The following is a 25922-nucleotide window of genomic DNA, read 5'->3' on the forward strand; positions in this document are numbered from 1 at the left end:
ATGTCTGAAAACCACGACGCCCTCGCGAAAACCGAGGGCGAGGGTGGCTGTCCGGTTGCGCACGGGCGCGCCCCGCACCCGACTCAGGGCGGCGGGAACCGCCTGTGGTGGCCGGAGCAGCTGAACCTGAGGATCCTCGCCAAAAACCCCGCCGTGGCCAACCCCCTCGGCGAGGAGTTCACCTACGCGCAGGCGTTCAAGACCCTTGACCTCGCGGCCGTCAAGCGCGACATCGCCGAGGTGCTGACGACCTCGCAGGACTGGTGGCCGGCCGACTTCGGCCACTACGGCCCGTTCATGATCCGGATGGCCTGGCACAGCGCCGGCACCTACCGCATCGACGACGGCCGCGGCGGCGCCGGCGCCGGCCAGCAGCGCTTCGCCCCGCTCAACAGCTGGCCGGACAACGGCAACCTCGACAAGGCCCGCCGCCTGCTGTGGCCGGTCAAGAAGAAGTACGGCCAGAAGATCTCCTGGGCCGACCTCATGATCCTCACCGGCAACGTCGCGCTGGAGTCGATGGGTTTCAAGACCTTCGGCTTCGCCGGCGGCCGCGAGGACGTCTGGGAGGCGGAGGAGGACGTCTACTGGGGTCCCGAGCAGATCTGGCTCGCCGACGCCCGCTACACCGGCGACCGGCAGCTCGAGAGCCCGCTCGGCGCGGTCCAGATGGGCCTGATCTACGTCAACCCCGAGGGCCCCAACGGCAACCCGGATCCGCTGGCCGCCGCCCGCGACATCCGTGAGACCTTCCGCCGGATGGCGATGAACGACGAGGAGACCGTCGCGCTCATCGCCGGCGGTCACACCTTCGGCAAGACCCACGGCGCCGGCCCGGCCGACAACGTCGGACCCGACCCCGAGGCGGCTCCGATCGAGCAGCAGGGGCTGGGCTGGAAGAGCACGTACGGCACCGGCAAGGGCGCCGACGCGATCACCAGCGGCCTGGAGGGCATCTGGACCGACACGCCGATCGCGTGGGACAACAGCTTCTTCGACATCCTGTTCGGCTACGAGTGGGAGCTGTTCAAGAGCCCGGCCGGCGCGCACCAGTGGCGGCCGAAGGGCGGCGCGGGCGCGGAGACGGTCCCCGACGCCCACGACCCGGCCAAGCGTCATGCGCCGACGATGCTGACGACCGACCTGTCGCTGCGCGTCGACCCGATCTACGAGCCGATCTCGCGGCGCTTCCACGCCAACCCGGAGGAGTTCGCCGACGCCTTCGCCCGGGCCTGGTTCAAGCTCACGCACCGCGACATGGGCCCGATCGTGCGCTACCTCGGCCCCGAGGTGCCGTCCGAGACGCTGCTGTGGCAGGACCCGCTGCCCGCGGTGACGCACGCGCTCGTCGACGAGGCCGACGCGGCCGCGCTCAAGGAGCAGGTGCTGGCCTCCGGGCTGACGGTCTCCCAGCTCGTCTCCACCGCGTGGGCCTCGGCCTCCACCTTCCGCGGCAGCGACAAGCGGGGCGGCGCCAACGGCGCCCGCATCCGCCTGCAGCCGCAGAGCGGCTGGGCGGTCAACGAGCCCGACCAGCTCGCGCAGGTGCTGCGCACCCTGGAGGGCATCCAGCGCTCCTTCAACGCCGCCCAGAGCGGCGGCAAGCAGATCTCGCTGGCCGACCTGATCGTGCTCGCCGGTGCCGCGGGCGTCGAGAAGGCCGCCAAGGACGCCGGCTTCGCGGTGAAGGTGCCCTTCACTCCGGGCCGCGCCGACGCCGCGCAGGAGCAGACCGACGTGGAGTCGTTCGCGCCGCTGGAGCCGACGGCCGACGGCTTCCGCAACTACGTGGGCAAGGGCATCAACGGGCTGCCGGCCGAGTACCTGCTGCTCGACCGCGCCAACCTGCTGACCCTCAGCGCCCCGGAGATGACCGTCCTGGTCGGCGGCCTGCGTGTGCTGGGCGCCAACGCCGGGCAGTCGAAGCTCGGCGTGCTCACCGCCACGCCCGGCGTGCTGACGAACGATTTCTTCGTCAACCTGCTCGACCTGGACACGACGTGGACGCCGGTCGCCGGCGACGCCTCCACGTTCGAGGCGCGTGACGCCTCCGGCCGGGTGACGTGGACCGGCAGCCGGGTGGACCTCGTCTTCGGCGCCAACTCCGAGTTGCGCGCGCTCGCGGAGGTCTACGCCAGCGACGACGCCAAGGAGAAGTTCGTCAAGGACTTCGTCGCCGCCTGGGACAAGGTCATGAACCTCGACCGGTTCGACCTGGCCTGAGCGCGGGGCCCGGGCCGGTCTGGCCGGTCCGGGCCTTCGCATCCCCCGCGTCACCGGCTGCCGCCCGGGCCTCCGACAGCGCCCGCACGAGGGCCTCGACGTCCTGCTCGCCGGTGCGGTGGCTGGTGACGCACATGCGGATCGCGGGCTGTCCGGCCAGCCGTACCAGGCTGACCCAGGCCGCGCCGCCGGTGACCACGTGGTCGGCGACGGCCGCGTGCCAGGCGGCGCCGGCGTGCGGGACGGCCACGCAGACCACGGGCAGCGGGCTGTCGTTGACCCGTGTCCAGCCCTCCTCCCCCAGCCGTGCGGCCAGCAGTTCGCCGAGCCGTACGTCGCGCTCGAGCTGCTCGGCGTAGGCGGGCAGCCCGGCGGCGGCCAGGGCGAGGAAGACCTTCAGCCCGGCGAAGCGGCGCGACCACTGCACGCTGGTGGCGTAGGGGTCGGGGGCGCCGTCGGTTTCGGCGGGCATGTAGGAGGTGGCCGCGTGGAAGCTCTCGGCCAGCGCGCCGCCGTGCGGGGTGAGGAACATCCCGGCGCCCATGGGGGCCGACAGCCACTTGTGGGCGTCCACGGTGACGCTGTCGGCGCGTTCGATGCCGGCCAGCAGCGGGCGCAGGCGCTCCGACAGGGCGATCGCGCCGGCCCAGGCGGCGTCGACGTGGAAGTGCAGGCCCCACTCGCGCGCCAGCTCCACCAGCTCGGGTAGCGGGTCCAGCGCGCCGCCGCCGGTGGTGCCGGCGGTGCCGACCAGCAGGAACGGCTCGCGCCCCGCGGCCAGGTCGGCGGCCCGCAGGTCGCGCAGCGCCGCCGGGTCCAGGCGGTGGCGGGCGTCCACGGGCACCAGGCGTACGGCGTCGCGGCCGAGGCCGGTCATGTGGGCGATCTTCAGCCAGGCCAGGTGGCTCTCGGCCGAGGCGTACAGCACCGGCCGCCCGGGCACGCCTGAGCGCGCGTAGCCGGGGAAGCGGCGGGTCAGGGCGACGATGACGGCCGTCAGGTTGGCCTCGGCGCCGCCCACGGTGAAGGAGCCCTGGGTGCCGGCGGGCAGCCCGAGGCGCGCGGCCAGGAAGCCCAGCACGTGCCGTTCGATCTCGACGGCCGCCGGCGCGTGGCTGTAGGCGGCCAGCTGCGGGTTGACCGCGGCCGCCACCAGCTCTCCGGCCACGCCCCACCAGGTGGGGGTGGGGTTGAACAGGCCGAAGTAGCGCGGGTGGGTGGTGTGCACGCCCCACGCGGACAGCCTGCGCACGACCTCCTCCAGAACGTCCTCGGCCGCGGCGGCGCCGGCGAAGTCGTAGCCGGCCAGCCACGCGCGCAGGGCGCCGGTGCCCGGCTCGGGCGGGGCGACCGGGCCGCCCGCCACGTGCCGGGCGTGCCGTACGACGAGGTCGACGGCGGTCTTCAGCAGCCGGGCGCCTTCGTCCGCGCCGAGGTCCAGGGGTCCTGTGGGTTCCATGCCGCCACTGTCGTCGTCCTGATATATCGCCATCCAGTGGCTTAAATGTCATGTTGCAGTAGATTTACGCCATGGGGCGGATTCGTGTGGTGGTGCCGGTGCTCGACGACTGCCCGCTGTTCGAGCTGGCGGTGCCGTGCGAGGTCTTCGGCCGCGACCGGCGTGACCTCAGTCCCGGCTGGTATGAGCTGACCGTCTGCCAGAGCGCGTCCGGCGAGCAGGAGGCGCTGGTCGAAGGGCTGTGGCTGCGCGCGCGCCGGGGGCTGGAGGCGATCGCCGGGGCCGACCTGGTCGTCGTGCCCGCCTGCTCCGACGGCTCCTACCGGCCGCCGCCGCAGCTGCTGGAGGCCCTGGCCGAGGCGCACCGGCGGGGCGCCAGGATCGCCTCGCTGTGCTCGGGCGCGTTCGTGCTGGCCGCGGCCGGGCTGCTGGAGGGCCGCGAGGTGGCCACGCACTGGATGCACGCCGAGGAACTGGCCCGCCGCCACCCCCGCGTCCGCGTCAACCCCCGCGCCCTGTACGTCGACGACGGCGACATCCTCACCAGCGCGGGCACCGCCGCGGGCATCGACCTGTGCCTGCACATCGTGCGCACCGACTTCGGCGCCGCCGTGGCCGCCGAGGTCGGCCGCCGCATGGTCATCGCGCCCCAGCGCGAAGGCGACCAGGCCCAGTACGCCACCTCCCCCGCCCCGCCCCCCGGCCACGGCGGCCTGGCGCCGGTCCTGGAGTGGGCGCGCGAACGCCTGCACGAGCCGCTCACCGTGCCGCAACTGGCCGAGCGGGCCATGATGAGCACCCGGCACTTCGTGCGCCGCTTCCACCAGGAGATCGGAGTACCGCCCATCCGCTGGCTCACCCACCAGCGCGTCGCCCGGGCCCGCGAGCTGCTGGAGACCACGAGGCTGCCGGTGGAGGCGGTGGCCGAGCGCGCCGGGTTCGGCACCGGCGGCGGCCTGCGCCAGCACTTCACCAAGGCCGTGGGCACGACTCCGTCGGCCTACCGCCGCACCTACCAGGGCTGACCGGATTAACTTTGCCCGCCCCGGGTCACGCACGACAGTGAACTGCGGGTGCGCCGGCCGCGCGTGCCGGGCGGCCAACTTTGGCTAAGTTTTCTCCGGCGCGACGTGCTTTACTCGATTGCAGTGGATTAATTGCCGCGGCGCATTTCCTGCAAGGAACTCCGGGAAAGGGCGGCGCTGGATTGTCCCGCCGGCGGGACAATCGGAAAAAGGGATCCTCGCGCAATTCCTTCCCCTCCCCCGCCTTTTGACAGGAGTGATCCGGTGACCCATGCGCCGCCCCTCGTGGAAGGAGGCTACCCATGCCACGTCCGCCGGCTCTGCCCGTGGGCGACAAACTGACCCTGGTCATGGGAGTTCTGACGGGTAAATGGACCGTCGCCCAGGCGGCCAGACGCGCCGGGGTGTCCGATCAATCCATTCTCAACTGGCGCCGGCAGTTCATCGAAGGCGGCCGCGTCGGCCTGGAACCCGGGGCGGGCAATCGCGTGACCCGGCGGGAGGCGGACCTGCTGGCCGAGGTCGAGCGGCTCAAGAAGGCGCTCGGCGAGACGTGCCTGGAGCTCATCGTCTGGCGCAACCTGGTCCGTCACGGCAACGCGGCGATCACCTCCGACGCGGGCGACTCCACGCCCGCCTCCCGGCCGGAAACCAGCCCGCGCTGAGCGACGTCGCCTCCTTCCGGGAAGGGCAGGAAGGGCAGCCGTTCGGCGATCAGCGCGTCCTCACGATGGCGCAGCACCTGATGGGCGGCCGGCGCGATCCCCGCGCTGCCGTTCTCCACGTGCGGCGCCGCCCGCGTGCCCGCGCCCGCCTGCGGGCTGCCGTCCTCACGCACGTGACAACCTCTGCTCGCCCGGGGCCCGGCGGGCGCCTCGTACCGGATGGGTCGGCGAGGGGGTCGTGCCTGGCCGGACGCGTCGGGCGCCGCAGGGGGGGGGAGCGCGCCCGGGGGTGCGGCGCGGCCCGCCCGTTATGCGGCGGCCGATGAGCGGCGCCGCCTACTCGCGGGCGCCGGCCGCCTGGCCGTCGTCGGCCTTGCGCGACCACGGGGCCGTGATCCCCGAATGCCTCACGGCGGCGTGGCCGTTGCTCACCTGGCCGGCGGCGTCGTGGGCGCGCAGGGCCCGTCTGTCGGCCGCCGACATCGCGGCCTGCGCGGCGGCCGTCACCGCATCGGGCGCCAGCACCTCTCCGGCGGCCCGGTCGAGCACCAGCATCACCCAGGCGTCCAGCGCGTACCCCGCCCGCGAGGCCGCGGCCTGCCACAGGTCCTGCCGCTCGAGTTCGATCTGCATCTGGAAGACCTGGGCGCGCACCGCCTCGTCCGCGCCGGCGTTCGCCGCGCGGGCCCTGCGCAACTCGCGGCGCAGCACGGCTCTGGACCAGTTGCACCGCTGCGCGCGTTCCAGCCACAGGTCCTGCTCGGGCTCGGGCAGCGAAGCCACCTCGGCATGATGCTGGAAGCTGAGGGTGTCCCGCCGGCGGGACACCGGGAACTTCCGTGCCACCCAGGCGTAGTTGCGCAGCGTCTGGTAGTCGAGGGAGGTCTGCTCGATCGCCTTCCGATACCGGTGGGGATATCTGTGCTGGCCGTAGATGAGCCAATCGGCCAGCCACCAGGCCGAGGCGTCGGAGATGACGGCTATCTCGTGGCCGATCTCGAACCAGGTTTCCAGGGCAAGCGTGTCCGGCAGGATCAGCGCGGCGCGGCGGGTCAGCACGTCCGGGCTGACCCTGAGGCGTCGTCGATGACTGGGCCTTTCACGTGGCCTCTCCTTCTCCTCGCCGTCTGACAGCGCGATCCCTCCTCAAGTGCGACCGACGCCCTCGCCCGCATTCACGAAAAGCTGGACATTGCGGGTGCGGTGCGCAATGCCGTGAAAGGTCTCACGCGATCAGAACGGTGAGAAGGTGCGCGCGCGGGCCCCCGCACCGCACCCGCATGACACGCGCGGGCCCCGTGCACCGCGGCCGGCTGACCTGCCCACGCCGGCAGAATCCCAGCTCCGCCTTGCTGGTTTCATACGCCGACATCCTCCGACCCGGTTTCCGCGCCGGCGCGGCCAGGAACAGCGGCGGCTCCGAATGAGCCGGAGCGAGAGTTCCGCCGTCATTGTCGCGCCCGCTTCCTATGATCGAAGGGTGAGTGACGCGTCACAAGTGTTGATCTGTTGACTATCTGAAGAAAGGCCGGGTGGCGGCCAGGCCGTTCTCGCCGGTGATGCCGTCTCGGAGGCCGTGCCGCGGAGCTCGCGGCAGCCGCGGCGTCCGTCGCGCCGATGCATGCGTACGGCGCGGCCGATGACCCCGTTCAGGCGCGGCGGGATGGCCGGAGACGCGCCCTGACCAGGCGCGGCGGGGTGGCCGGAGGCGCGCCCTCTCACCAGGCGGGGCGGGCCAGCAGGCGGGCGCCCGGGGTCGCGGAGCTGCCGTCCAGGTAGGCGCGGATGTCGCGGGCCCGGGGGTCGTCGACGTCCTCGTAGAGGGTCAGCGCCTCCTGCCAGGCCGCTCGCGCCTCCTGCAGGCGGCCCTGCGCCTCGAGCGCGCCGCCGCGCCTGGCCAGGGCGTCGGCCTCCCCCCAGCGCGATCCGGCCAGCCGGCGCGCGTGCAGGGACTGGTCCAGGTAGGTCAGCGCCCGCTCGTGATCGCCGAGCGCGGTGTAGGTGTCGGCGATCTTCGCCAGCGCCAGCCCCTGCCCGTCGTGGTTGCCGATGTCCTGGAAGATCTTCAGGGAGGTCACCAGCACGTTCAGGGTGTCGTCGTGACGCTCCCAGCCGTGGTAGGCGTCGGCCAGGGTGAACAGCGCCGAGGCCTCGCCGTGCCGGTCGCCCACCTCCTGAAACAGCGCCAGCGCCTGCCGGGCGTAGTCGTGGGCGTCCTGCAGCCGGCCGCAGTCCACCGCCAGGAAGCCCAGTCCGGCGACCGCCCACGCCTGGCCGTGGCGATCGCCCGCCTCCTGCTGGAGAACCAGGCCGCGTTCGAAGACGCGCTGGGAGCGCTCGTACTGGCGCAGCCATCGGTAGGCCTCGGCCAGGCTGGTGGCGACCCAGCCGCGGGCCTGGCGGTCCTCCGCGGCGGCGGCCGCCTTCTCCGCCAGGGTGGTGGCCGCCAGCCACAGCCCGCCCGCGGTGCGCAGCAGCCGCAGATAGTCGAACAGCGCGATGGCCATCTGCCAGGCCGTCTGGTGCAGCTGGTAGTCCACCGCGAGCCGGATGATCGGCACGAAGTTCGGCGCCTCCAGGTCGTACCAGGTCAGCGCGGCCTGATCGGAGTCGAAGCGCAGCGGCGTCACCCCGGGGGCGGGCGGGTCCAGCCGCAGCGGGCTCACCCGGAAGGGCGCCAGCGCCTGGCTTCCCGCGTTGGTCGTGTGCAGGTACCAGTCGGTCAGGCGGCGCACCGCCGTACGCCGGTCGTCCGGGGTGCTGACGGCCTCCAGGCGCTCGGCGGCGTACACGCGGATCAGGTCGTGGAAGTGGTAGCGGCTGCGCGGCGCCGGCTCGAGCAGGTGCACGGCGCACAGCGACCCCAGCAGCCGCCGCGTCGGGGCGACCGGCAGCCCGGCCAGCGCCGCGGCCGCCTCGGCGCTGGTGTAGGGGCCGCGGTGCAGGCTCAGCTGGTGAAACAGGCTCACCTGGTCGGGCCCGAGGTCGCGGTAGGACCAGGCGAAGGCGGTGCGCACGGCGATGGACTCCTCGGTCGCCAGCGCGTCCAGCCGCTGCCGTTCGCTGGCCAGTTCCTCGATCAGGTCGCCCAGGGGCTGGTAGCGGTGCGCCGACACCCGCTCGGCCACGATCCGCAGCGCCAGCGGCAGCCCGCCGCACCAGCGCGCCAGCGTGGCCAGGTCCTGGGCCGTGGCGTCGGCGCGGGTCTTGCCGATCACCTCGCGCAGCACGCCGGCCGACTCGCTCTCGGTCATGGGGCCCAGCTCGATCCGCTCGGCGGCCACGCGCATCGTCAGGGCCGTCAGCCTTCTGCGGCTGGTGATGATCACCCCGCAGGCCGAGGTTCCCGGCAGCAGCGGCTCCACCTGGTGGGAGGCCGCGGCGTTGTCCAGCAGGATCAGCATCTGCCGCGAGGCCAGCGCCGAGCGGTACAGCCGGGCACGCTGGTCGGTTTCGTGGGGGATGTCCTGGGCGGGCACGCCCAGTGCCAGGAGGAACTCCTCCAGCACCTGGCCGGGAGCGAGGGGTCGCTGATCGGGGGTGTATCCGCGCAGGTTGATGTACAGCTGGCCGTCGGGGTAGCGCCCGGGCTGCGAGCGCAGCAGGTCGTGGGCGCACCGCAGCGCCAGCGACGTCTTGCCGACGCCGGGCGGCCCGTCGATGGTCACGATGGTCGACTCCGTCTCGGCGCCCGGCCGGGTCAGGGCCTCGCAGACGCCCTGCACCTCGCGCAGGCGGCCGGTGAACCCGCTGGGGGGCACGGGAAGCTGGGCGGGCCGGCGGGACTGCTCGGTCGCCGCCAGCGCGATCAGTGCGCCGTCGGCCTCCAGCGCCTCGTCGCACCTGCGCACCAGGTCCGCCGACGGCGAGACCCGGCCGTTCTTGACCTTGCTCAGCCAGCTGGGGTCATAGCCGACCAGCTCGGCCAGCTTTCGCCAGGACATGCGGCGGCGCACCAGGATTCGCTGTAACTCCTCCACAAAAGACGATGGCACGTGGCCGGGTGTCACGGGCATCTCGATCTCCTGAGGAAATGTCAGAAGAGGGGTTGACGGCGCCATGGTGACACTACCGTGCGCGTGGCCGCATGGGGACAGCCGCCCTCACTTGACAAGCGGACGGGGCCCGAGAGTCAATACGCGGTGACAAATTCCGGGGAGCGTTCTGGGCGGGAAATGACGGCCTCACTCGGGGACCCGGAATTTCCGGGCGGCGCCGATAACCCGTGATTCGCCGTCAGGCGGGAACCCGTTCGGCGGGCACGGGGCTGGGGACGAGGACGGCGGCCAGCATCGCCAGCACCGACATCGCCGTCAGCACGCCGACGGTGGCGGTGAAGGCGCCCTGCGTGGCCGAGCCCAGCAGGGTCAGCATCGAGACCGAGACCGACACGCCCAGCGCGGCGCCGATGGAGAAGGCGCACGACATCATCGCGGGCAGGAACGACGCGCTCTCCCGCGGGCTCAGCAGCACGGCCAGGCCGTTGGCCGCGGTACCGGCGAACCCGAAGAACAACGCGCCCACGCACGCCGCGGCGGCGACCACGATCCACGTCACCGGCAGGAAGGCGGTCAGCGCGATCATGCCGGCGACCATCCCGCCCATGCCGAGCAGCAGCAGGCGGCGCCAGCCCAGCCGCAGCGCGAGAGCGCCGCCGATCGGCGCGCAGACGCAGTTCAGCACCGAGGAGGGGACGCTGATCAGCGCGGCGAAGGTCAGCGCGGACATGCCGAGGCCGATCTGCGCGTTCTGCCCGTACAGCGGCAGCACGAAGACCGTGAGGCCGAACAGCGCGCCCATGGCGAAGATCGGCACCAGCAGCAGCGGCCAGGTGCGCCGCGAGCGCAGCCGGCCCACCGGGACCATGGGCCGCGCCGCGCGCTTTTCGACCACGACGAAGGCCGTGAGCAGGACGAGCCCGCCGGCGAGGGCGCCGAGCGTGGCGGGGGAGGTCCAGCCCCAGGTGCTGCCGTTGGAGATGCCGACCAGCAGCGCCACCACGCCGAGCGCCAGGACGACCATGCCGGGCCAGTCCGGGCGGCGGGAGCGGTCGGGCGCGTCGGCGGGCAGCAGGCGCGTCACGGCGGCCGCGGTCACGACCTGGAACCCGAGCATGATCCAGAAGATGATGCGATGGCCGTAGGTGTCGGCCAGCCAGCCGGCCAGCAGGGCGTCGGCTCCGCTGACGCCCAGGTTGACCATGCTGAGCAGGCCGAGGGCGCGGCCGAACCGCGCCGGGGGCAGGTTCTGGTGGGTGAGGATGTTCGACAGCGGCAGGGCGACCACGCCGAAGCCCTGCAGGACGCGCCCCGCGGTGAACAGGCCGGGTTCGGTGGCCAGCGCGCACAGCAGGGCGCCGAGCCCGCCCGCGACCAGGGCGGCGATCAGGTAGCGGCGGCGCCCGAAGCGGTCCGACAACGGCAGGAACACCGTCGCGACGGCCCCGGCCAGCGCGAACAACGCCTGCGCCAGGCCGATCGCGCCGGTGTCCCCGCCGAGGCCGGCGATGATGGCGGGCAGCGCCGGAATGGTCATGCTGAGGGCGAGCTGGAAAGCGGTTATGGCGAGAATCAGGGCCGTCAGGAGAGAGGCTGGAGAAACTCGCCCAGTGGTATTCATCATGGCCTCCGGATACGGAGCGCGGCACAACCGGCTCCCTGGCTTGGTGATGAGCGGATAATGCGTTGCGCGCCATCGAGATGAAGGCCCCCGATGCCAAGCGGCCGGATAGGCTCCGCCACCCCGCGATGTTTTCGTCATGCGGTTCCGGGCGCAACCGGACGCCCGACCGTATCGCACCATTCGAAGGGCCTCAATACCGCCGTTTACCGCCGCGCCCCGATTACCCGAATAGCCACCGGCCCGTAAATCTGGGCAAAAGACCACACAGCAGCTCACCTGTCGCGGTCAACGCGCGAGACGGATACCTCACCTCTTTCTCGCCATTCTTCGGCATAACGGACAACGCCCGGAGCGGTGAGGAGCGCGATGAGGGCGGCCGCGCCGCACAGCCCGGCGGTCCAGGCGAGGATGGCGCCGGTGGAGGTCAAATCGGCCAGCAGCCCGGCCAGCCAAGGCCCGGCGGTCTGCCCGGCGGCGAAGACGGTGGTGAAGGCGGCCAGCGTCGCGGTCCACGCCTCGGGCGGGGCGGCGCGTTTGATGAGCGCCGTCACGGCCGCGGGCACGCCCATGAACGTGCCGCCGTAGACGATCGCGCTGACGACCACGTACGGCGCGGCCGGGGCCACCAGCGCCAGCGCGGCCCCCGCCGCCAGGAGGCCCAGGAGCGCGGCCAGGGCTCCGGCGCCCTGCCGTCGGGTCGTCAGGGCCGGCGCCGCCACCGCCGCCAGGCCCAGGGCGCTCCAGGTGAGCATGACCTGGCCCGGCGGGGCGTGCCGCTCGGCCAGGTAGGCCGACAGGAACGTGATGTAGGTGATGTAGCCGGCGGCGAACAGCAGATAGGCCACGGCGATCCCCCGCAGGGGCCGCAGCACGGCACGCCCGGCGGCGGGCTCCAGGGCGCCGCCGCCCGCCGCGCCCCAGCTGACGAGCGCGGCCAGCGCGGCGGCCGCGCCCAGCCCCGCCCAGGCAAGGCGCCAGTGGGCGGCCAGCGGCGGCAGCACGGCGCCGCTGAGCGCGATGCCGAGCCCGGCCCCGGCGAAGTAGACGGTGATGGGCAGGCCGGAGCCGGCGCGGGCGGCCAGGCGGGAGGCGATGACGCCGCCGGTGACGAACACCGCCGCGCCCGCGATCCCGGCCACGGCCCGGGCGGCCAGCAGGATCGGGTAGCGATCGCTCAGCGCGGTGGCGGCCAGGGCGAGCGCGGTGATCACCATGCTGCCCCGGAAGGTGGCCGCGCCGCCCCAGCGGCGCACCAGGGCGGGCGCGGCCAGGGCGCCCACGAGGTAGCCCAGGCCGTTGGCGGTGCTCATCGCCCCGGCCTGGGCCAGGGACCAGCCCAGCTCGGCGCGCATGGCGGGCAGCAGCAGGCCGTAGGCGAAGCGGGCCAGGCCGAGGGCCGCGGCGGTGCCGAGGGCCAGCCGCAGGGCCTGCACGGTGACGGTACGCGGCATGGACTGCCCCCAACATCGAACCGAACGGTACGATCTCGTACGCTAACAGACCCTTGGACCTCTGTCCCAGGTGGGTTTAGGGTGATCTCCGCCGGTTGTCGAGGATGGAGCGTTCTATGAGGCGATGGGCTGCGCTGCTGGCGGCGGTCGGACTGACCGGAGGGTGCGCGCTGGGCACCGGCGACGATCGCAGCCGGGCCGAGGAACTGGCGGCCCAGTACTTCCCCGGCCAGCTGAGCGTCCTGGGCGCGCGCAATCTGTTCCCCGAGACGACCGGCTCCGAGATCACCTTCGCGCTGACCGGTGACCCCGACGCCGTCGTACGACTGCGCGTGGACACCAAGAAGGGCCTCTGCAACGGCAAGTCGTGCGAGGTCGAGCTGCGCAGGGTCGTGGAGCAGGGCAGGCAGGCGGCGCAGACCTGGCGGCGGATCGCCGGCGCGCTGCGCGGCTGCGGCCATGAGCCCATCGGCGCCGACGAGAGGCTGGGGCAGGTCTGGGTCGAGGGCGAGCCCGCCAACGCCACGATCGGCGGGCTGATGGCCAAGCTCGGCGGCTGCCTGCCTGACCTGCCGATCACCGTGAATTTCGCCGCGCCCGCCGTCGCCGCCAAGCGGCCCAAGATCGATCCCAAGCTGCCCATGCTGCTGCAGCTGACCGGCAGCAAGACCCAGGCCGCGCTGTCGGCCAAGACCTACCTGGCCGCCTCCTTCGCCCAGCGCGACGCCGCCACCCGCACGCGCGAGTCCTCCGCCCGGCTGGTGCGCCCCTTCGAGGAGCGCGAGAAGTTCAGGATGCGGGTCGAGGCGGCGGCCGGCGCCTGGCTGGCGGCCAACCGGCCCGGCGACACCATCGGCCGCGGGATGAGCCTGTGGCGCCTGCGGCCCGGGACCGTCGACCGCCTCGTCGGCTTCGTCCTGTTCTGCAATGGCAAGGTCCAGGAGTGCCTGGGCACGAGCGAGAACGCCGTCTTGATGACCGTCGACCCGCAGGGCAACCCGGTGGGCGAGATGCGGGTGGTGGAGAACGTGCGCAACGCGCAGGGAAGGCTGGAGCTACCCTACCCCGTCTAGCAGGGCCTTCTCCTCCCGGCGCAGCCGGTCGCGGTGGTGGCGGTCGTCGGTCTCCTCGATGAGGGCGGCGGCCGTCGACAGGCAGCCGGCGGCCCTGCCGGGCTGGCCGAGGCGGCGGTAGGCGGTGGCCAGCCCGAGCAGGCAGGCGGTCTGGCGCATCTTGCTGTTCAGCGCCACGGCCCGCTCGTGGTTGCGCCGCAGGTGGTGCAGGGCGGCCTCGGCCTCGCCCATCTCCAGGTGGATCTCGCCGAGCTCGGTCCCGCTCGCCATGGCCTGGTAGTCGTCGCCGGCCTCCTCGGCCAGGCGCAGGGCCTCCACCAGCAGGTCGCGCGCCTCGGGCAGCCGCTCCAGGCCCCGGAAGGCCGATCCGGCCATGAACAGCGCGAAGCGCTCCCCCACCGCGAAGCCCTCCTGCCGGGCGATGGCCAGCTGGGTCAGCGAGTTCGTCAGGGACTCGGCGTACATCCCGCCGGTGTGCTGGGCGGCGGCGATGTTGCCCAGCGCGCGCTGCTGGCAGAAGCGGTCCTGCAGCCGGGTGGCCAGGTAGAGCTGGCGCTGGAAGTGCCACAGCGCCTCGGGGATCATGTGCCGGTTGTTGGCCGCGGCGCCCAGGTGGTTGTGGCACTCCAGGATCAGCCGGTCATCGCCCATCCTGGTGCTGACCGCGAGGGCCAGCTCGTTGAGCTGCCACAGGGTGTCGGCGGCGCAGGAGTCGCTCTGGAACCAGTACAGCGCGAAGGCGATGGCCACGCCCAGTGCGGCGATCTCCCCGTCGGTCTCGGTCATGGCCTGAAGCGCGGCCCCGACCAGGTTGGACTCCTCCTGCGCCAGCCACGTCGAGGCGGCCGCGCGTGAGGCGAACGGCTCGGCCGTGGCGCTGACCGGCGGGCCGACCGGCTGCACCCGGTGCGGGTCGCGCAGGGCGGTGGCGGCGCGGGCGGTGACGGCGTAGTGGCTCAGGGCGCGGATGAGGGCCGCGCGCGACTGCGGCGGGACGAGCTCGCGGGCGAACAGCCGGACCAGGTCGTGCAGGTGGTAGCTGCCCGAGCGCGCGTGCTCGGCCAGGTGCGCCGAGGCCAGCCGGGCCAGCGCCCGCTGCGCGGAGGGGACGGGCACCTCCAGCAGCGCCGCCACGACCTGCGGGGTGAACTCGGTGACGTCGAGCAGCCCCATGACGCTCAGGGCGTCGGCGGCCAGCCGGTCGCGGGCGTGCTCGCTGCCGGCCAGCGCCGCCCAGCTGCCCATCAGGCTGGTGCGCACCGCCACGTCGCCGGCCTGCAGCTCCTCCAGCCGCGACTGCTCGTCCTCGAGCTGGGCCACGTGCCGGGCGATGCTGGAGTGGGGGTCGTCCAGCAGCCGGGCGCCGGCGACCCGGATGGCCAGCGGCAGCCCGCCGCACAGCTCGGCCAGGCGGCGGCCGGCGGCGGGCTCGGCCGCGCACCGCTCCCCGCCCACGATCTTGCCCAGCATGGCCACGCCCTGCTCCGGCGAGAGCGTGGCCAGCCCGACCTGCACGCAGTCCTCGACGCAGGAGAAGGACTCCCTGCTGGTCAGCAGGACGGCGTTGCCGACGGGCACCGACAGCAGCGGGCGCACCTGGGCCGGGTCGCGGGCGTCGTCGAGCACGATGAGCATGCGGCGGCAGTCCAGGAGGCTGTGCCACAGCGCGACGGCCTCGTCGAGGTCGAGCGGCACGTCCTTGGCCTCCACGCCGAGCGTGCGCAGGAAGCGGCCCAGCACGTCGAGCGGGCGCAGGGCCCGCATGCCGGGCGTGGCGCCGCGCAGGTTGGCGAACAGCCGGCCGTCGGGGAAGCGGTCGCCCAGCCGCCTGGCCACGTGGACGGCCAGCGCGGACTTGCCCGCCCCGGCCACGCCGGTCACGGCCACCACCGCGGCGGGCGGGCCGCCGCCGGGGGGAGCCAGCAGGGCGCAGACCCGGCCGACCTCCTCGCGGCCGACGAAGCCGAGCAGTTCCCGGGGCAGTTGCTGGGGCCGGCGCGCGTCGCGGGCGCGCTGGGCCTGCTCGAATGCCTCCCGCAGGCCGTTGCCCGGGTCCACGCCCAGCTCCTCGGCCAGATGGCGGCGGGCGTCCTCGAAGGCGAGCACCGCCTCGGCCGGGCGGCCGAGGCGGTGCAGCACGCGCACGAGCAGCTCCCACAGGCGTTCGCGCAGCGGATGGCGGCGGGCCAGCTCCTCCAGCCCGGCCAGGGCGTCGGCGGGCCGGCCCAGGTCCAGCAGCAGGCCGGCGCGGCGTTCGGCGGCGGCCAGGCGTAAGTCCTCCAGCCGCCTGCTCTCGGCCTCGGCGAACGGGCCGGGCAGACCGAGCAGCGCCGAGCCTCGCCAGAGCCCCATCGCCCGCTCCAGGCACTCCAGCGCCTCCGGCGCGGGCAGGTCGTGGGCCTCCTCCACGCGCCTGCCGAAGATCAGGGAGTCGACGCGGGAGGCGTCGAGGTCGAGCAGGTAGCCGCCGCGCACGCCGCGCAGCACGCTCGGAGGGGTGCGCGGCGAGCGGTCCGGTTCCAGGGCGCGGCGCAGGCCCGCGACGTAGGTGTGGACGTTCTGGGTGGCGCTGCGGGGCGCGCTCTCCCCCCACACGCCGTCGATGACGGCGTCCATCGTGACCGGTTCGCCGGCGCGCGAGGCCAGCAGCGCCAGCACCGCCTGCTGACGGGCGGGCCCCAGTTCGACCTCTCGGGCGCCGTCCTGTGCCACGACCGGCCCGAGCAGCCGTATGTAGAGGCCATCGGCCACCGCAGGGCTCCTCAGGCTCAGGGGAGGGTGGAATGCCAGCCTACGTCCGCGCTGGGTCGCGGGGTGGCGAAGATCTTACCCGCGGCCTGGACCGACGGTCACGAGAGACGACAAGATCGCGTGAGTTGTTAAAATTTGAGCCATTTGGGTTGCCATGTCCGCTTCACACTGTTAACAATCTTTCATATTGATATGCCGTCCGGAGGGAGGAGCCGGATCGTGATCATGGTGATCGTGCTGATCGAGATCGCCCTCGCGCTGCTCGGCGTCTGGGCGATCCAGCGGCTGACCGACTCGCGCACACCCACGCAGGAACGCCGGGAGTTCGACTACGTGCCCTGATATCGGATCCGTCATGAACCGGTGACCGATACCACTATTGGACAGAGCCCGACGATCTCTGTTCTCATCGGGCGAATGAACCTCGCTGTCACGGTGATGCTGACCTCCGCCCTGCTCAACCCCGTCACCACCGAGCCCGCGCTCCAACGCCGGCTGCGCGCGCTCGAGGGCGCCTACGAGGGACGCATCGGCGCGGTGGCCATCGACCTGGCCACCGGCCGCACCGTCGGCTACCGCGCCGGCGAACGCTTCCCCTTCAACTCCATGTTCAAGGTCTACGCCTGCGCCGCCGTCCTCGCCAAGGCCCGCCGCAGCGACCCCGGCCTCATGGACCGCATCGTCCGCTGGCAGCCCGGCGAGGTCATGGACAACGGACCGGAGACCAAGGAATACACCGACACCGGCATGACCCCCGCCCAGCTGTGCCGCGCCGGAATCACCAAAAGCGACGGCCTGGCCGGCAACCTGCTCCTCAAGCAGATCGGCGGACCCTCGGGACTGACCGGCTACTTCCGCTCCATCGGCGACCGCACCAGCCGCCTGGACCGCTTCGAGCCGCACCTCACCGAATGGAAGCCCGGCGAACAACGCGACACCACCACCCCCGAGGCCGCCGCCCGCAGCTTCACCCGCATCACCACCGGCGACGCCCTCGACACCCGCGACCGCGAACGCCTGGTCGCCTGGCTGCGCGACTCCGTCACCGGCGCCGAGCGCATCAAAGCCGGCCTGCCCAAGACCTGGACGGTCGGCGACAAGACCGGCACCGGCGGCGCGAGCAACCACGGCACCGCCAACGACGTGGCCATCGCCTGGCCACCCGGCGCCACCCAGCCGATCATCATCTCCGTCCTGACCAACCGCACCGCCAACGGCCTCCCCGCCGACCAGAAGGTCATCGCCAAGACCGCCACCGCACTGGCCAAGGCCCTCGGCAAGCTCTAGCCCCCCTCGCACGACGTCCCGGCGGCCAGCCGGAACTGCGCCCGCACCAGAAACCCGCCCTGGCGCAACGGCCCGGCACTCAGCGAGCCCTGATACAACCTCACCCGCTCCCCCATCCCGATCAGCCCGTGCCCGTCCGGCCCCGGCGGCCGCGCGCCGGGGCTGCCGGAGTTCCTGACGCTGGCCGTCAGCGTGTCAGCGGTGTACTCCAGCGTGACCCACGCCCGAGCCCCCGGCGCATGCTTGATCACATTGGTCAGCGCCTCCTGTAACACCCGGTAGACACTCAGGCTCATGCCCGGCGACAGCTCCGGCCCCCGCCCGCGCACCTCCAGCTCCGTGCGCACCCCGGCCGCGCTCATGCGCCGCAGCAACCCCTCCAGGTCCGCAAGGCTCGGCGCCGAGGTGTACGGCTCGGCGTCGCCGTCCCGCTCGATCCGCAGCACCGACAGCAGGCGGCGCATCTCCGCCAGCGCCTCACCACTGGTGCGCGCGATGGTGTCCAGGGTGTCCAGCGCGGTGTCCGGATCACTGCGCAGCACGTAACGGCCCAGGCCCGCCTGCACCGAGACCACCGACATGTGGTGGGCGACCACGTCGTGCAGCTCACGCGCGATGCGCACCCGCTCCTCGGTGGCCGCCTGCCGGGCCGCGACCGCCTTCTCCCTGCGCAGCAGCCCGGCCAGATCGGCCAGCTCGGCGTTGCGCAGCTTGAGCGTGCGCATCCCGGCCGCGAACAGGACCGTCCAGCTCACCACGACCAGCGAGTACCACAACGAGCCCCAGATCTGCTTGGGCAGCATGTTGGCGTGAACCCACTCCGCCAGCACCAGCACGCCCGCCGGCAGCGCCGCCCGCCGCGAACCGTGCACGACGACGGAGTACAACCCCAGCAACGGCCCCATCGAGTTGGCCCCGTAGTGAAAACCCAGCCGGTGGTAGACGAAGGCGGCCGCGCACGAGACCACCAGCATCGCCACCGGCAGGCGCCGCCGGAAGGTCAGCGGCATGTTGACCAGCGCGCACAGGAACAACGCCCACCCGTCCGGCGCCCGATCCAGCGGATGAGGCTCCACCAGCGGCCACAGCCACGAACCGAACGTCAGCGCGAGCGCGACCGCCCCGTCCAGCAGAGTCGGACGGTCCCTCACAAAGGAGACAACGCTCACAAGGCGCGGCATGGGCGCATAGTAACCACCCGGCTTGAACGCACTGACCGGACATGTCAGGCTTTTTCGAAACGATCACCGGCGAGACGGTGATCCCGGCGCCGACTGGCGGGTGACACTCCCATGATCAAGGTGCTCGTCGCCGACGATCAGACCCTGATCCGCGCCGGACTCGCCGCCCTCATCCGCGCCGCCCCCGGCCTGCAGGTCGTCGCCGAAGCCGACGACGGCGAACAAGCGGTACGGCTGGCCGCCACCACCCGCCCCCACGTCATCCTCATGGACATCCGCATGCCCACCATGGACGGCATCACCGCCACCCAGCACATCCTCGCCGCCGCCGAACCCCCACCGCCCCACGTGCTCATCCTGACCACCTTCGACATCGACGCCTACGTCTACCAGGCCCTGCGCGCCGGCGCCTGCGGCTTCCTGCTCAAAGAAACCCAGCCCGAACGCCTGCTGGCAGCCATCCACACCGTCGCCGCCGGCGACAGCCTCCTGTCCCCCGGCCTCATCCAGCGCCTCATCGAAACCTTCCAGCCCGAACCCGGCACCAGCACCCCCATCCCCGACCTCGCCCCCCTGACCAGCCGCGAAACCGAAGTCCTCACCCTCGTCGGCCGCGCCCTGTCCAACGCCGCCATCGCCACCCGCCTGCACGTCAGCGAGGCCACCGTCAAAACCCACCTCAACCGCGCCATGGCCAAACTCGGCCTGTCCAGCCGCGCCCAGACGGTCGCCTTCGCCTACGAAAGCGGCCTCGTCTCCCCCCGCCGCCCCTGACCCCGCCCACCGCCGCGGCCAGAAGACGACCTCACCGAGGCAGCTTCACCTGCCCCACCTGACCCGCCTCGACCACCTGCGGAAGCCGCACCACCGAGGCGTCCGGACGCGCGATCGCCTCCGCCCCCGCCGGCGAGATGACCACGAGCCCGGCGGCAACCACGACCCCCGCGCCGAGAACGCACGCGGCGAACCGGCGAATCCATACACGGTTGTGCGACATCATGAGCGCTCCCTCACCGTAGGAGAACCATCCACTCCTACATCGGCCGATCACCCGCCGCCGCTACCGCCATCACGAGGTACGGCACCGCCGCCAGCCCCACCAGCACCCACGGCACCACCCACCCCGAGCCGACCCCGTACAAGGCGAACACCCCCAGCGCCACCACCTCGGACCCCAGCCCCGCCATCGACGTCACCGTGGCCCGCGCCTCGTCCCCGATCAAGTCCTGCAACCGGGCGTCCAGCACCGCCACCGCCCAAGAGAAGGCCGCGAAAGCCAGCGCCACCACCACGAACGCCGGCCACAGCGCCACCTGCGTACCCGCCGCACCACCCCCCAGCGCCAGCGCCCCCACCCCCAGCACCACGGGCAACAGCCGCGCACCGTACCCCGCCAGCCAGCCGCCCGCCGCGATCCCCGCGATCACCAGCGCCACCAGCACCGCGACCACCGGCGCCGCCGCCCCGCCCGCCACGGCCAGGAACGGCAGATACTCATCGACCGCCGTCATCCCGGTGACCACCGACAGGATGACCAGCACCCGCCGCACGGACGGCGCCCGCCGTACCTCCGTCACCCCGGCACGCACCACCGACAGATACGAACCCCCACCCCGATCGGCGCCACGCGACTCCGGCAGCAGCAGACCCGCGCCCGCCCCCACGACCCCGGCCGCCACACTGGCCAGCCCGATCGCCGGATAACCGCCGGCGGCCAGCACGGGCGCGGCCACCAGGGCGGCGACCACGGCCGCCACCGAGGCCAGCGCCTCAGAACGGCCGATCACCCGCGCGTAGCCGTCGGCCCGGCCCAGGCGCCCGAGCTCCTCGTACACCAGCGCCTGCAACGTGCCCGACTGCATCGCCGACGCCGCGCCCCACAGCACGAACCCGGCGGCGAAGGCCCCGTACGACGGCACGAACGTCCACAATGCGAACCCGGCCGCGCTCAGCAGCGGCGCGAGCACCAGCAGGCGCCTGCGCGAGAACCGGTCGGCCCACACGCTGGAGGGAATCTCCAGCAGGAACCCGGCCGCCGACCAGATCGCGAACAGCGAGGAAACCTCGCCGGCGGACAGGCCGGTGGTGGTGAAGTACACCGCGTAGACCGGATAGAAGAGGACGAACTCCGCGATGAAGGAATAGGCGTAAAGCCGAGGTTCAGGTCAATGTCGCCAGCTCATGCCGCCACGCTACTCCCTCGCTGACGGGTTTTTCGCCGGGTTTTCGGGGGTGAGAACCCGGCCGGACGCCTTTACATTGTAGATTTTTAGATTGCCGCCCAGGATAGTGTCGGAGTGAGCCACCCGGCTCCGACGTCCCCGGTGAGAGGCGCCGGAGCGGCGCCGGTCACGAAAGAGGGACGAGCATGAAGTACATGATTCTGCTGTACGCCTCCCAGCAGGACTACGACGCCATGGCGGGCAAGGGCGGCGCCACCGCCTGGACGGCCGAGGACTTCACCGCGATGACCGCGTTCATGCGGCAGTGGAACGACGAACTCCGCGAGTCCGGCGAGTTCGTCGACGCCCGCGGCCTGGCCGCCCCCGCCCACACCCGGCGCGTCGGCAGCAAGGACGGCGTCCCCTTCGTCACCGACGGCCCCTACCCCGAGACCACGGAGGTCCTGGCCGGCTACACGATCGTCGAATGCGCCGGCTTCGACCGCGCCACCGAGCTCGCCGCCCGCCTGGCCGGCTGCCCCGCCCCCGCCGGCGCGCGCGCCAGCGCCTACGCCGACGTCCGCCCCATCGTCGACGGCGCCGGCGACCTGGCCTGATGACCGCACCCGCGATCGAGGACCTGCTGCGCGAACAGGCGCCGCAGGTCCTCGGCGCCCTCGTGCGCCGCTACGGCCACTTCGACCTGGCCGAGGACGCCGTCCAGGAAGCGCTCATCGCCGCCGCGGCCCAATGGCCCCAGACCGGGCCGCCGGACAACCCGCGCGCCTGGCTGATCACCGTGGCCGCACGGCGCCTGACCGACCTGCTGCGCAGCGAGCAGGCCCGCCGCCGGCGCGAAGACGACACCGCCGCCCTGGCGCTGCCCGGCGCCTGGCTCTCCCCCGCCGCCGACCGGCCCCCGCCCGACGGCGACGACACCCTGATCCTGCTGTTCCTGTGCTGCCACCCCGCGCTCGCGCCCAACCTCCAGGTCGCCCTCACCCTGCGCTCGGTCGGCGGCCTGACCACCCGGGAGATCGCCCGCGCCTTCTTCGTCCCGGAACCGGCCATGAGCCGGCGCATCACCCGCGCCAAACAGCGCATCAAGGACAGCGGCCTCCCCTTCCGCCTGCCCTGCGAAGCCGAGCGCGGCGAACGCGGCAAAGCCGTCCTGCACGTGCTCTACCTGATCTTCACCGAAGGCTACGCCAGCACCACCGGCCCCGACCTGGTCAGAGGCGAGCTGACCACCGAGGCCATCCGGCTGGCCAGAATCGCGCACCGGCTGCTGCCCGGCGACGCCGAGGCCGCCGGGCTGCTGGCGCTCATGCTCCTCACCGACGCCCGCCGCCCCGCCCGCCGGGCGCCGGACGGCTCCCTCGTCCCGCTGGCCGAGCAGGACCGCTCCCTCTGGCGCCGCGACCACATCGCCGAAGGCGCCGGCCTCATCACCCGCACGCTGCCCAAGGGCCCGGCCGGGCCGTACCAGCTGCAGGCGGCCATCGCCGCCCTGCACGACGAGGCGCCCAGCGCCGCGCAGACCGACTGGCCGCAGATCGCCGCCCTGTACGAGGTGCTGATCCGGGTGTCGGGCAACCCGATGGCCGTGCTCAACCACGCCGTCGCGCTGGCGATGGTCCACGGCCCGCAGGCCGGCCTCAGGCGGCTGGCCGACGCGGAAGCCGCGCTGTCCGGCCATCACCGGGTGCACGCCGTCCGCGCCCACCTGCTGGAGATGTCCGGCGACCGCGAGGGCGCACGGGCCGAATACGAGCGCGCGGCCGCGCGGACCGCCAGCCTCCAGGAGCAGCGCTACTTGTACGGCCGGGCCGCCCGCCAGTGATCGGGCCTGCTCAGCGCCTCGGGCAGGGTCGTGGCCGCGTCACCGCGGGCGGCGTTGACCTGGAACTGCGTCAGGAACAGGCTCGTGGCCAGCCGCGCGCCCCGCACGTCCGCACCCCGCAGGTCGGCGCCGATCAGATCGGCCCGGCCCAGATCGGCGCCCCGCAGGTCCGCGCCGATGAGGTAGGCGCCGCGCAGGTTCGCCCCCCGCAGGTCGGCGCCCTTGAGCTTGGCGCCCATGAGGTCGGCGTTGCGGCGATCCCTCTGCTTACGGCCCGCCCCCGCGCGCACGAGCTCACTGGTGCGCAGCAGCAGCGCGTTGACCTCACCGCGCAGCTCCACCACGTCCAGGCCCAGCAGCACCTGCGGGCCCTCGCGGGTGAGCGCCTCGGTGCGCTCCAGCAGCTTGCGCAGCTCCTCGTGCACCGGCTCGGCCGCGGGCCGCGACAGCGCCTCGGTCATGTACCACAGCAGCTCGTGAAGCTGGCGCACCACCGGGAACACGGCGAACATCTCCTCCGCCGTCGCCGGCTCCTGCCGCCACGACCGCCCGCCGTACGTGACCTGGGCGACCTTCTGCCCGGCCCCGAAACACTCGTACACCGTGCAGCCGGTGAAACCCTCGTCCCGCAGCCGGGGGTGAATCCCGCAGCGGAAGTCCTCGCTCAGGTTGGGACACGGACGCCCCGCCTCCTTGTCGAGGGCGAAGTCGGCCGAACGGGCGAAGGGCAGCGCCACACAGCACAGGCCGAAACAGCTGGAACAGTCGGCGCGCAGAGATTCGTCGTGCATGATGCTTCCAGGCTATCGGGCGCGCGAGCCCGGAGGCGCCGCCCGGCAGGCCGGGCGCACGGCCGTCCCTGGCGCTCACCGGCGGGCGGGCGGACACTGGATCGGTGATGACCGCCGAGCCACTCTCGACGACGCGGCCGGAACGGCACACCGCCCTCGACGCCCTGCGCGCCCTGGTGGTGGTCGGGCTGGTGTTCTTCCACTCCTCCCTGGTCTTCGACTCGGGCAGCGACTTCTACGTCAAGAACGCCGACACCACCGGCGTCACCACGATCTTCGCCGGGCTGGCGGTCGTGTGGGCGATGCCCGCGCTGTTCCTCATCGCGGGCCTCGGCGCCTGGCACTCGCTGGCCAGGCGGGGACCGGGCAGGTTCGCGCTGGAGCGGTTACAGCGGCTCGGGGTGCCCCTGGTGTTCGCGCTGGTAACGCTGCTGCCGGTGCCGCAGTGGCTGCGGCTGCGCGCCCAGCCCGGGTACGCGGAGTCCTATCTGGAGTTCCTGCCGCGCTTCTTCCAGGTGCGCGTGGAATGGGGCAGGTTCCCGTTCGTGCTGCAGGGCGAGTCCTTCGAGACCGGCCACCTGTGGTTCGTGCTGCTCCTGCTGACGTTCGCGCTGCTGCTGGCGCCGCTGGCGCGCTGGGTTCCCGCCGCCCGGGCGCGAGCCGTGTGCTCCCGCCTGGCCGCGGTGGCCGAGCGGCGGCGGGGGGCGATCCTGGTGCCCGCCCTCCTGCCGGCGCTGTCGTCCGCGCTGCTGGGCATCGAGCAGGAGTACGGCGGCTGGCACCACTGGACCTACCTGCTCTTCTTCGGCCTCGGCTTCGTGATCGCCGCCGACGAACGCTTCCGGCACGCCATGCGCCGCGACGCCAAGCTCGCCGTCGCGGCCGGGCTGGCGTCCTTCCTGCTGGGATCGCCCGCGTTCCTCCTGGCCGGGGACCAGATCTTCCAGGCCACGACGCCCTTCGCGATCGGGGCCAGAATCCTGTACGGCGTGGCCGGCTGGTCCTGGGTCGTCGCCATCATGGGCCTGGTGGACCGGCCCCGCACCGCCACGACCCCGGCAGGCCGGGGCAACCGGTTCTCCGCCTACCTCGCGCCCGCCGTCCTGCCCCTGTACGTGCTGCACCAGCCGATCGTCGTGGCCGTGGCCTTCTTCGTCGTCTCCTGGCACCTGCCGCTCGCGGTCAAGCTGGCCATCGTGATCCTGGCCTCCCTGGTGCTCACCTTCGCCGTCTACGACCTGGTGATCCGGCGGACCGCGGTCACCCGCTACCTCTTCGGCATGAGGTCGTAGGCGGTCAGCGCCGCCTCCAGCAGGCGCGCCTCGGCGGGCACGGCCAGATCCAGCCCCGTCAGCATCGCCACCCGATGCAGCCGGTAGTCCAGCGTGTTGCGGTGGACGTGCAGGTCGAGCGAGCTCTGGCGGCGATTGTGGCCACGGCTGACGAACACCCGCAACGTCTCCAGCAGATACGGGTGGGCGTCGAGGGGATCCAGCTTCGCCGCCAGCCGGGCCAGGCCGGAACCGGGACGGGCGAGCTGGTACTCCACCAGCACGTCGTCGAACCGGTACACCCCGGGCGGCCGGCCCAGCCGCTGCACCAGCGCCATGACCTCGCGCGCCTCCTCCGCCGCGGCCGGGATCCCGCCCGGCTCGGCCGCGCACGCGGCCGTCAGCAGCGGCGCTCCCCCGACCACCGCCGCCAGATCGGGCAGCGGCTTGCCCGCCGGGAGCAGCGCGATGCCCTCGGCGTGATCGGCCAGCACCAGCGTGCCCGCATGGGCGTCCAGGGCCGACTGCACCAGCCTCGGCGGCGGCGTCCGCGCGAAGGCGAAGCACACCACCTCGTGCGCCTGCCCAAGCTCCACCCCCGCCGCCGCGGCCAGCCCCTCATACGGCCGGCCGCCGAGCAGGGCCGCCAGCAACGCCCGCCGTACCCGCTTGTCCTCACCCCGGATGTCCTCCAGCGCCTGCTGATGGGCCAGCGCGACGGCGGGCATCGCGGTGCGCAGGCAGCCCAGCAGCCCCGCGCCCGCCTCGGCCAGCTCCCCCGGCCCGGCCTCCTCGGCCACCGCGCCCCACCACACCTGCGCGCCGATCAGGTACGCGGCCACGGCGGCCTCCAGCGGCACCCGCTCCTCGGCCCGCCGGGCCGACCACTCGATGAGCCTGGCCAGTTCCCCCGCGCCCACCGCCCCCGGATCCCGCAACCCCCGCAGCATCAGCCCGAACACCGCCGTCACCGACCGGCTCACCTCGCCCTCGAGCACCTCACGCGGCAGATCCCGGTAAAAGGGCACCTCGGCCACGCACCGCGCGAGCACCGCGGCGGTCAGCTCCCGCACCCGCGGAGCCATCCGATCAAGCAGGTCCGGCATCCCCGGATCGTC

Annotated in this window: 22 protein-coding genes; 10 read left to right on the forward strand and 12 right to left on the reverse strand. The window is 73.0% G+C overall.

Features of this window, described 5'->3' with window-relative positions:
• Positions 1-2223, forward strand: coding sequence for a catalase/peroxidase HPI (gene katG, locus FVE25_RS41325; protein ID WP_157252950.1), 2223 nt, complete (start codon positions 1-3; stop codon positions 2221-2223).
• Here the strand turns inward: katG and FVE25_RS41330 are convergent.
• Positions 2192-3682 carry a pyridoxal phosphate-dependent decarboxylase family protein gene (locus FVE25_RS41330; protein ID WP_157252951.1) on the reverse strand — a complete coding sequence of 497 codons (1491 nt, stop codon included), beginning with the start codon at positions 3680-3682 and terminating at the stop codon, positions 2192-2194. The two genes, katG and FVE25_RS41330, sit on opposite strands and share 32 nt — an antisense overlap.
• A 71-nt stretch (positions 3683-3753) precedes the next feature.
• On the opposite strand from FVE25_RS41330, the gene FVE25_RS41335 reads away from it, so the two are divergent.
• Positions 3754-4707: a GlxA family transcriptional regulator gene (locus FVE25_RS41335; RefSeq protein ID WP_157252952.1), complete on the forward strand. Its 954-nt coding sequence runs from the start codon at positions 3754-3756 to the stop codon at positions 4705-4707.
• A gap of 302 nt (positions 4708-5009) precedes the next feature.
• Entirely contained in the window at positions 5010-5372 is a 363-nt protein-coding gene (locus tag FVE25_RS41340; protein ID WP_157252953.1) for a helix-turn-helix domain-containing protein, read from the forward strand.
• Here FVE25_RS41340 and FVE25_RS41345 read toward each other — a convergent pair.
• The 5 genes from FVE25_RS41345 to FVE25_RS41365 form a co-directional block, all read right to left on the reverse strand.
• Positions 5297-5545, reverse strand: a complete 249-nt coding sequence (locus FVE25_RS41345) for a hypothetical protein (RefSeq protein ID WP_157252954.1) — start codon at positions 5543-5545, stop codon at positions 5297-5299. The genes FVE25_RS41340 and FVE25_RS41345 overlap by 76 nt on opposite strands.
• Before the next feature lie 163 nt (positions 5546-5708).
• Positions 5709-6431 carry an LmbU family transcriptional regulator gene (locus FVE25_RS54070; RefSeq protein ID WP_219825888.1) on the reverse strand — a complete coding sequence of 241 codons (723 nt, stop codon included), beginning with the start codon at positions 6429-6431 and terminating at the stop codon, positions 5709-5711.
• A 659-nt stretch (positions 6432-7090) separates the two neighbouring features.
• On the reverse strand, positions 7091-9433 hold the full coding sequence (locus FVE25_RS41355) for a tetratricopeptide repeat protein (RefSeq protein ID WP_157252955.1): 2343 nt from the start codon (positions 9431-9433) through the stop codon (positions 7091-7093).
• Between the two features lie 175 nt (positions 9434-9608).
• Positions 9609-11174: an MFS transporter gene (locus tag FVE25_RS41360; RefSeq protein ID WP_343046181.1), complete on the reverse strand. Its 1566-nt coding sequence runs from the start codon at positions 11172-11174 to the stop codon at positions 9609-9611.
• Positions 11175-11266: 92 nt separating this feature from the next.
• On the reverse strand, positions 11267-12445 hold the full coding sequence (locus tag FVE25_RS41365; RefSeq protein WP_219825889.1) for a YbfB/YjiJ family MFS transporter: 1179 nt from the start codon (positions 12443-12445) through the stop codon (positions 11267-11269).
• 116 nt (positions 12446-12561) lie between these two features.
• Here FVE25_RS41365 and FVE25_RS41370 point away from each other — a divergent pair, with 116 nt between their 5' ends.
• A complete protein-coding gene (locus FVE25_RS41370) occupies positions 12562-13518 on the forward strand; it encodes an SCO7460 family lipoprotein (RefSeq protein WP_157252957.1) in 957 nt (318 codons plus the stop codon).
• On the opposite strand, the gene FVE25_RS41375 is transcribed toward FVE25_RS41370, so the two are convergent.
• A complete protein-coding gene (locus FVE25_RS41375) occupies positions 13501-16269 on the reverse strand; it encodes an AfsR/SARP family transcriptional regulator (protein WP_157252958.1) in 2769 nt (922 codons plus the stop codon). The genes FVE25_RS41370 and FVE25_RS41375 overlap by 18 nt on opposite strands.
• A 219-nt stretch (positions 16270-16488) precedes the next feature.
• On the opposite strand from FVE25_RS41375, the gene FVE25_RS56555 reads away from it, so the two are divergent.
• Both FVE25_RS56555 and bla read left to right on the forward strand, forming a co-directional pair.
• Positions 16489-16611, forward strand: coding sequence for a hypothetical protein (locus FVE25_RS56555; protein WP_281367959.1), 123 nt, complete (start codon positions 16489-16491; stop codon positions 16609-16611).
• A gap of 75 nt (positions 16612-16686) precedes the next feature.
• Positions 16687-17556: a class A beta-lactamase gene (gene bla / locus FVE25_RS41380; protein ID WP_157252959.1), complete on the forward strand. Its 870-nt coding sequence runs from the start codon at positions 16687-16689 to the stop codon at positions 17554-17556.
• Here bla and FVE25_RS56560 read toward each other — a convergent pair.
• Positions 17553-18707, reverse strand: a complete 1155-nt coding sequence (locus FVE25_RS56560) for a sensor histidine kinase (protein WP_157252960.1) — start codon at positions 18705-18707, stop codon at positions 17553-17555. The two genes, bla and FVE25_RS56560, sit on opposite strands and share 4 nt — an antisense overlap.
• Before the next feature lie 141 nt (positions 18708-18848).
• Here FVE25_RS56560 and FVE25_RS41390 point away from each other — a divergent pair, with 141 nt between their 5' ends.
• Positions 18849-19511, forward strand: coding sequence for a response regulator (locus tag FVE25_RS41390; RefSeq protein WP_157252961.1), 663 nt, complete (start codon positions 18849-18851; stop codon positions 19509-19511).
• A gap of 31 nt (positions 19512-19542) precedes the next feature.
• Here FVE25_RS41390 and FVE25_RS41395 read toward each other — a convergent pair whose 3' ends face one another.
• The gene (locus FVE25_RS41395) at positions 19543-19737 is read right to left on the reverse strand and encodes a hypothetical protein (RefSeq protein ID WP_157252962.1); all 195 of its coding nucleotides are present in this window, start codon (positions 19735-19737) and stop codon (positions 19543-19545) included.
• 34 nt (positions 19738-19771) lie between these two features.
• A complete protein-coding gene (locus tag FVE25_RS41400; RefSeq protein WP_157253049.1) occupies positions 19772-20872 on the reverse strand; it encodes an MFS transporter in 1101 nt (366 codons plus the stop codon).
• Positions 20873-21105: 233 nt separating this feature from the next.
• Here FVE25_RS41400 and FVE25_RS41405 point away from each other — a divergent pair, with 233 nt between their 5' ends.
• A complete protein-coding gene (locus tag FVE25_RS41405; protein WP_157252963.1) occupies positions 21106-21516 on the forward strand; it encodes a YciI family protein in 411 nt (136 codons plus the stop codon).
• On the forward strand, positions 21516-22742 hold the full coding sequence (locus FVE25_RS41410; protein WP_157252964.1) for an RNA polymerase sigma factor: 1227 nt from the start codon (positions 21516-21518) through the stop codon (positions 22740-22742). Before FVE25_RS41405 ends, FVE25_RS41410 begins: the two co-directional genes overlap by 1 nt.
• Here FVE25_RS41410 and FVE25_RS41415 read toward each other — a convergent pair.
• On the reverse strand, positions 22712-23533 hold the full coding sequence (locus FVE25_RS41415) for a pentapeptide repeat-containing protein (protein WP_157252965.1): 822 nt from the start codon (positions 23531-23533) through the stop codon (positions 22712-22714). The two genes, FVE25_RS41410 and FVE25_RS41415, sit on opposite strands and share 31 nt — an antisense overlap.
• A 107-nt stretch (positions 23534-23640) precedes the next feature.
• On the opposite strand from FVE25_RS41415, the gene FVE25_RS41420 reads away from it, so the two are divergent.
• The gene (locus FVE25_RS41420; protein WP_157252966.1) at positions 23641-24825 is read left to right on the forward strand and encodes an acyltransferase family protein; all 1185 of its coding nucleotides are present in this window, start codon (positions 23641-23643) and stop codon (positions 24823-24825) included.
• Here FVE25_RS41420 and FVE25_RS41425 read toward each other — a convergent pair.
• Complete coding sequence (locus FVE25_RS41425) at positions 24801-25910, reverse strand: PucR family transcriptional regulator (RefSeq protein WP_157252967.1); 1110 nt, start codon at positions 25908-25910, stop codon at positions 24801-24803. The genes FVE25_RS41420 and FVE25_RS41425 overlap by 25 nt on opposite strands.
• Between the last annotated feature and the right edge of the window lie 12 nt (positions 25911-25922).

It is taken from the genome of Nonomuraea typhae (assembly GCF_009760925.1).
Lineage (GTDB): Bacteria > Actinomycetota > Actinomycetes > Streptosporangiales > Streptosporangiaceae > Nonomuraea > Nonomuraea typhae.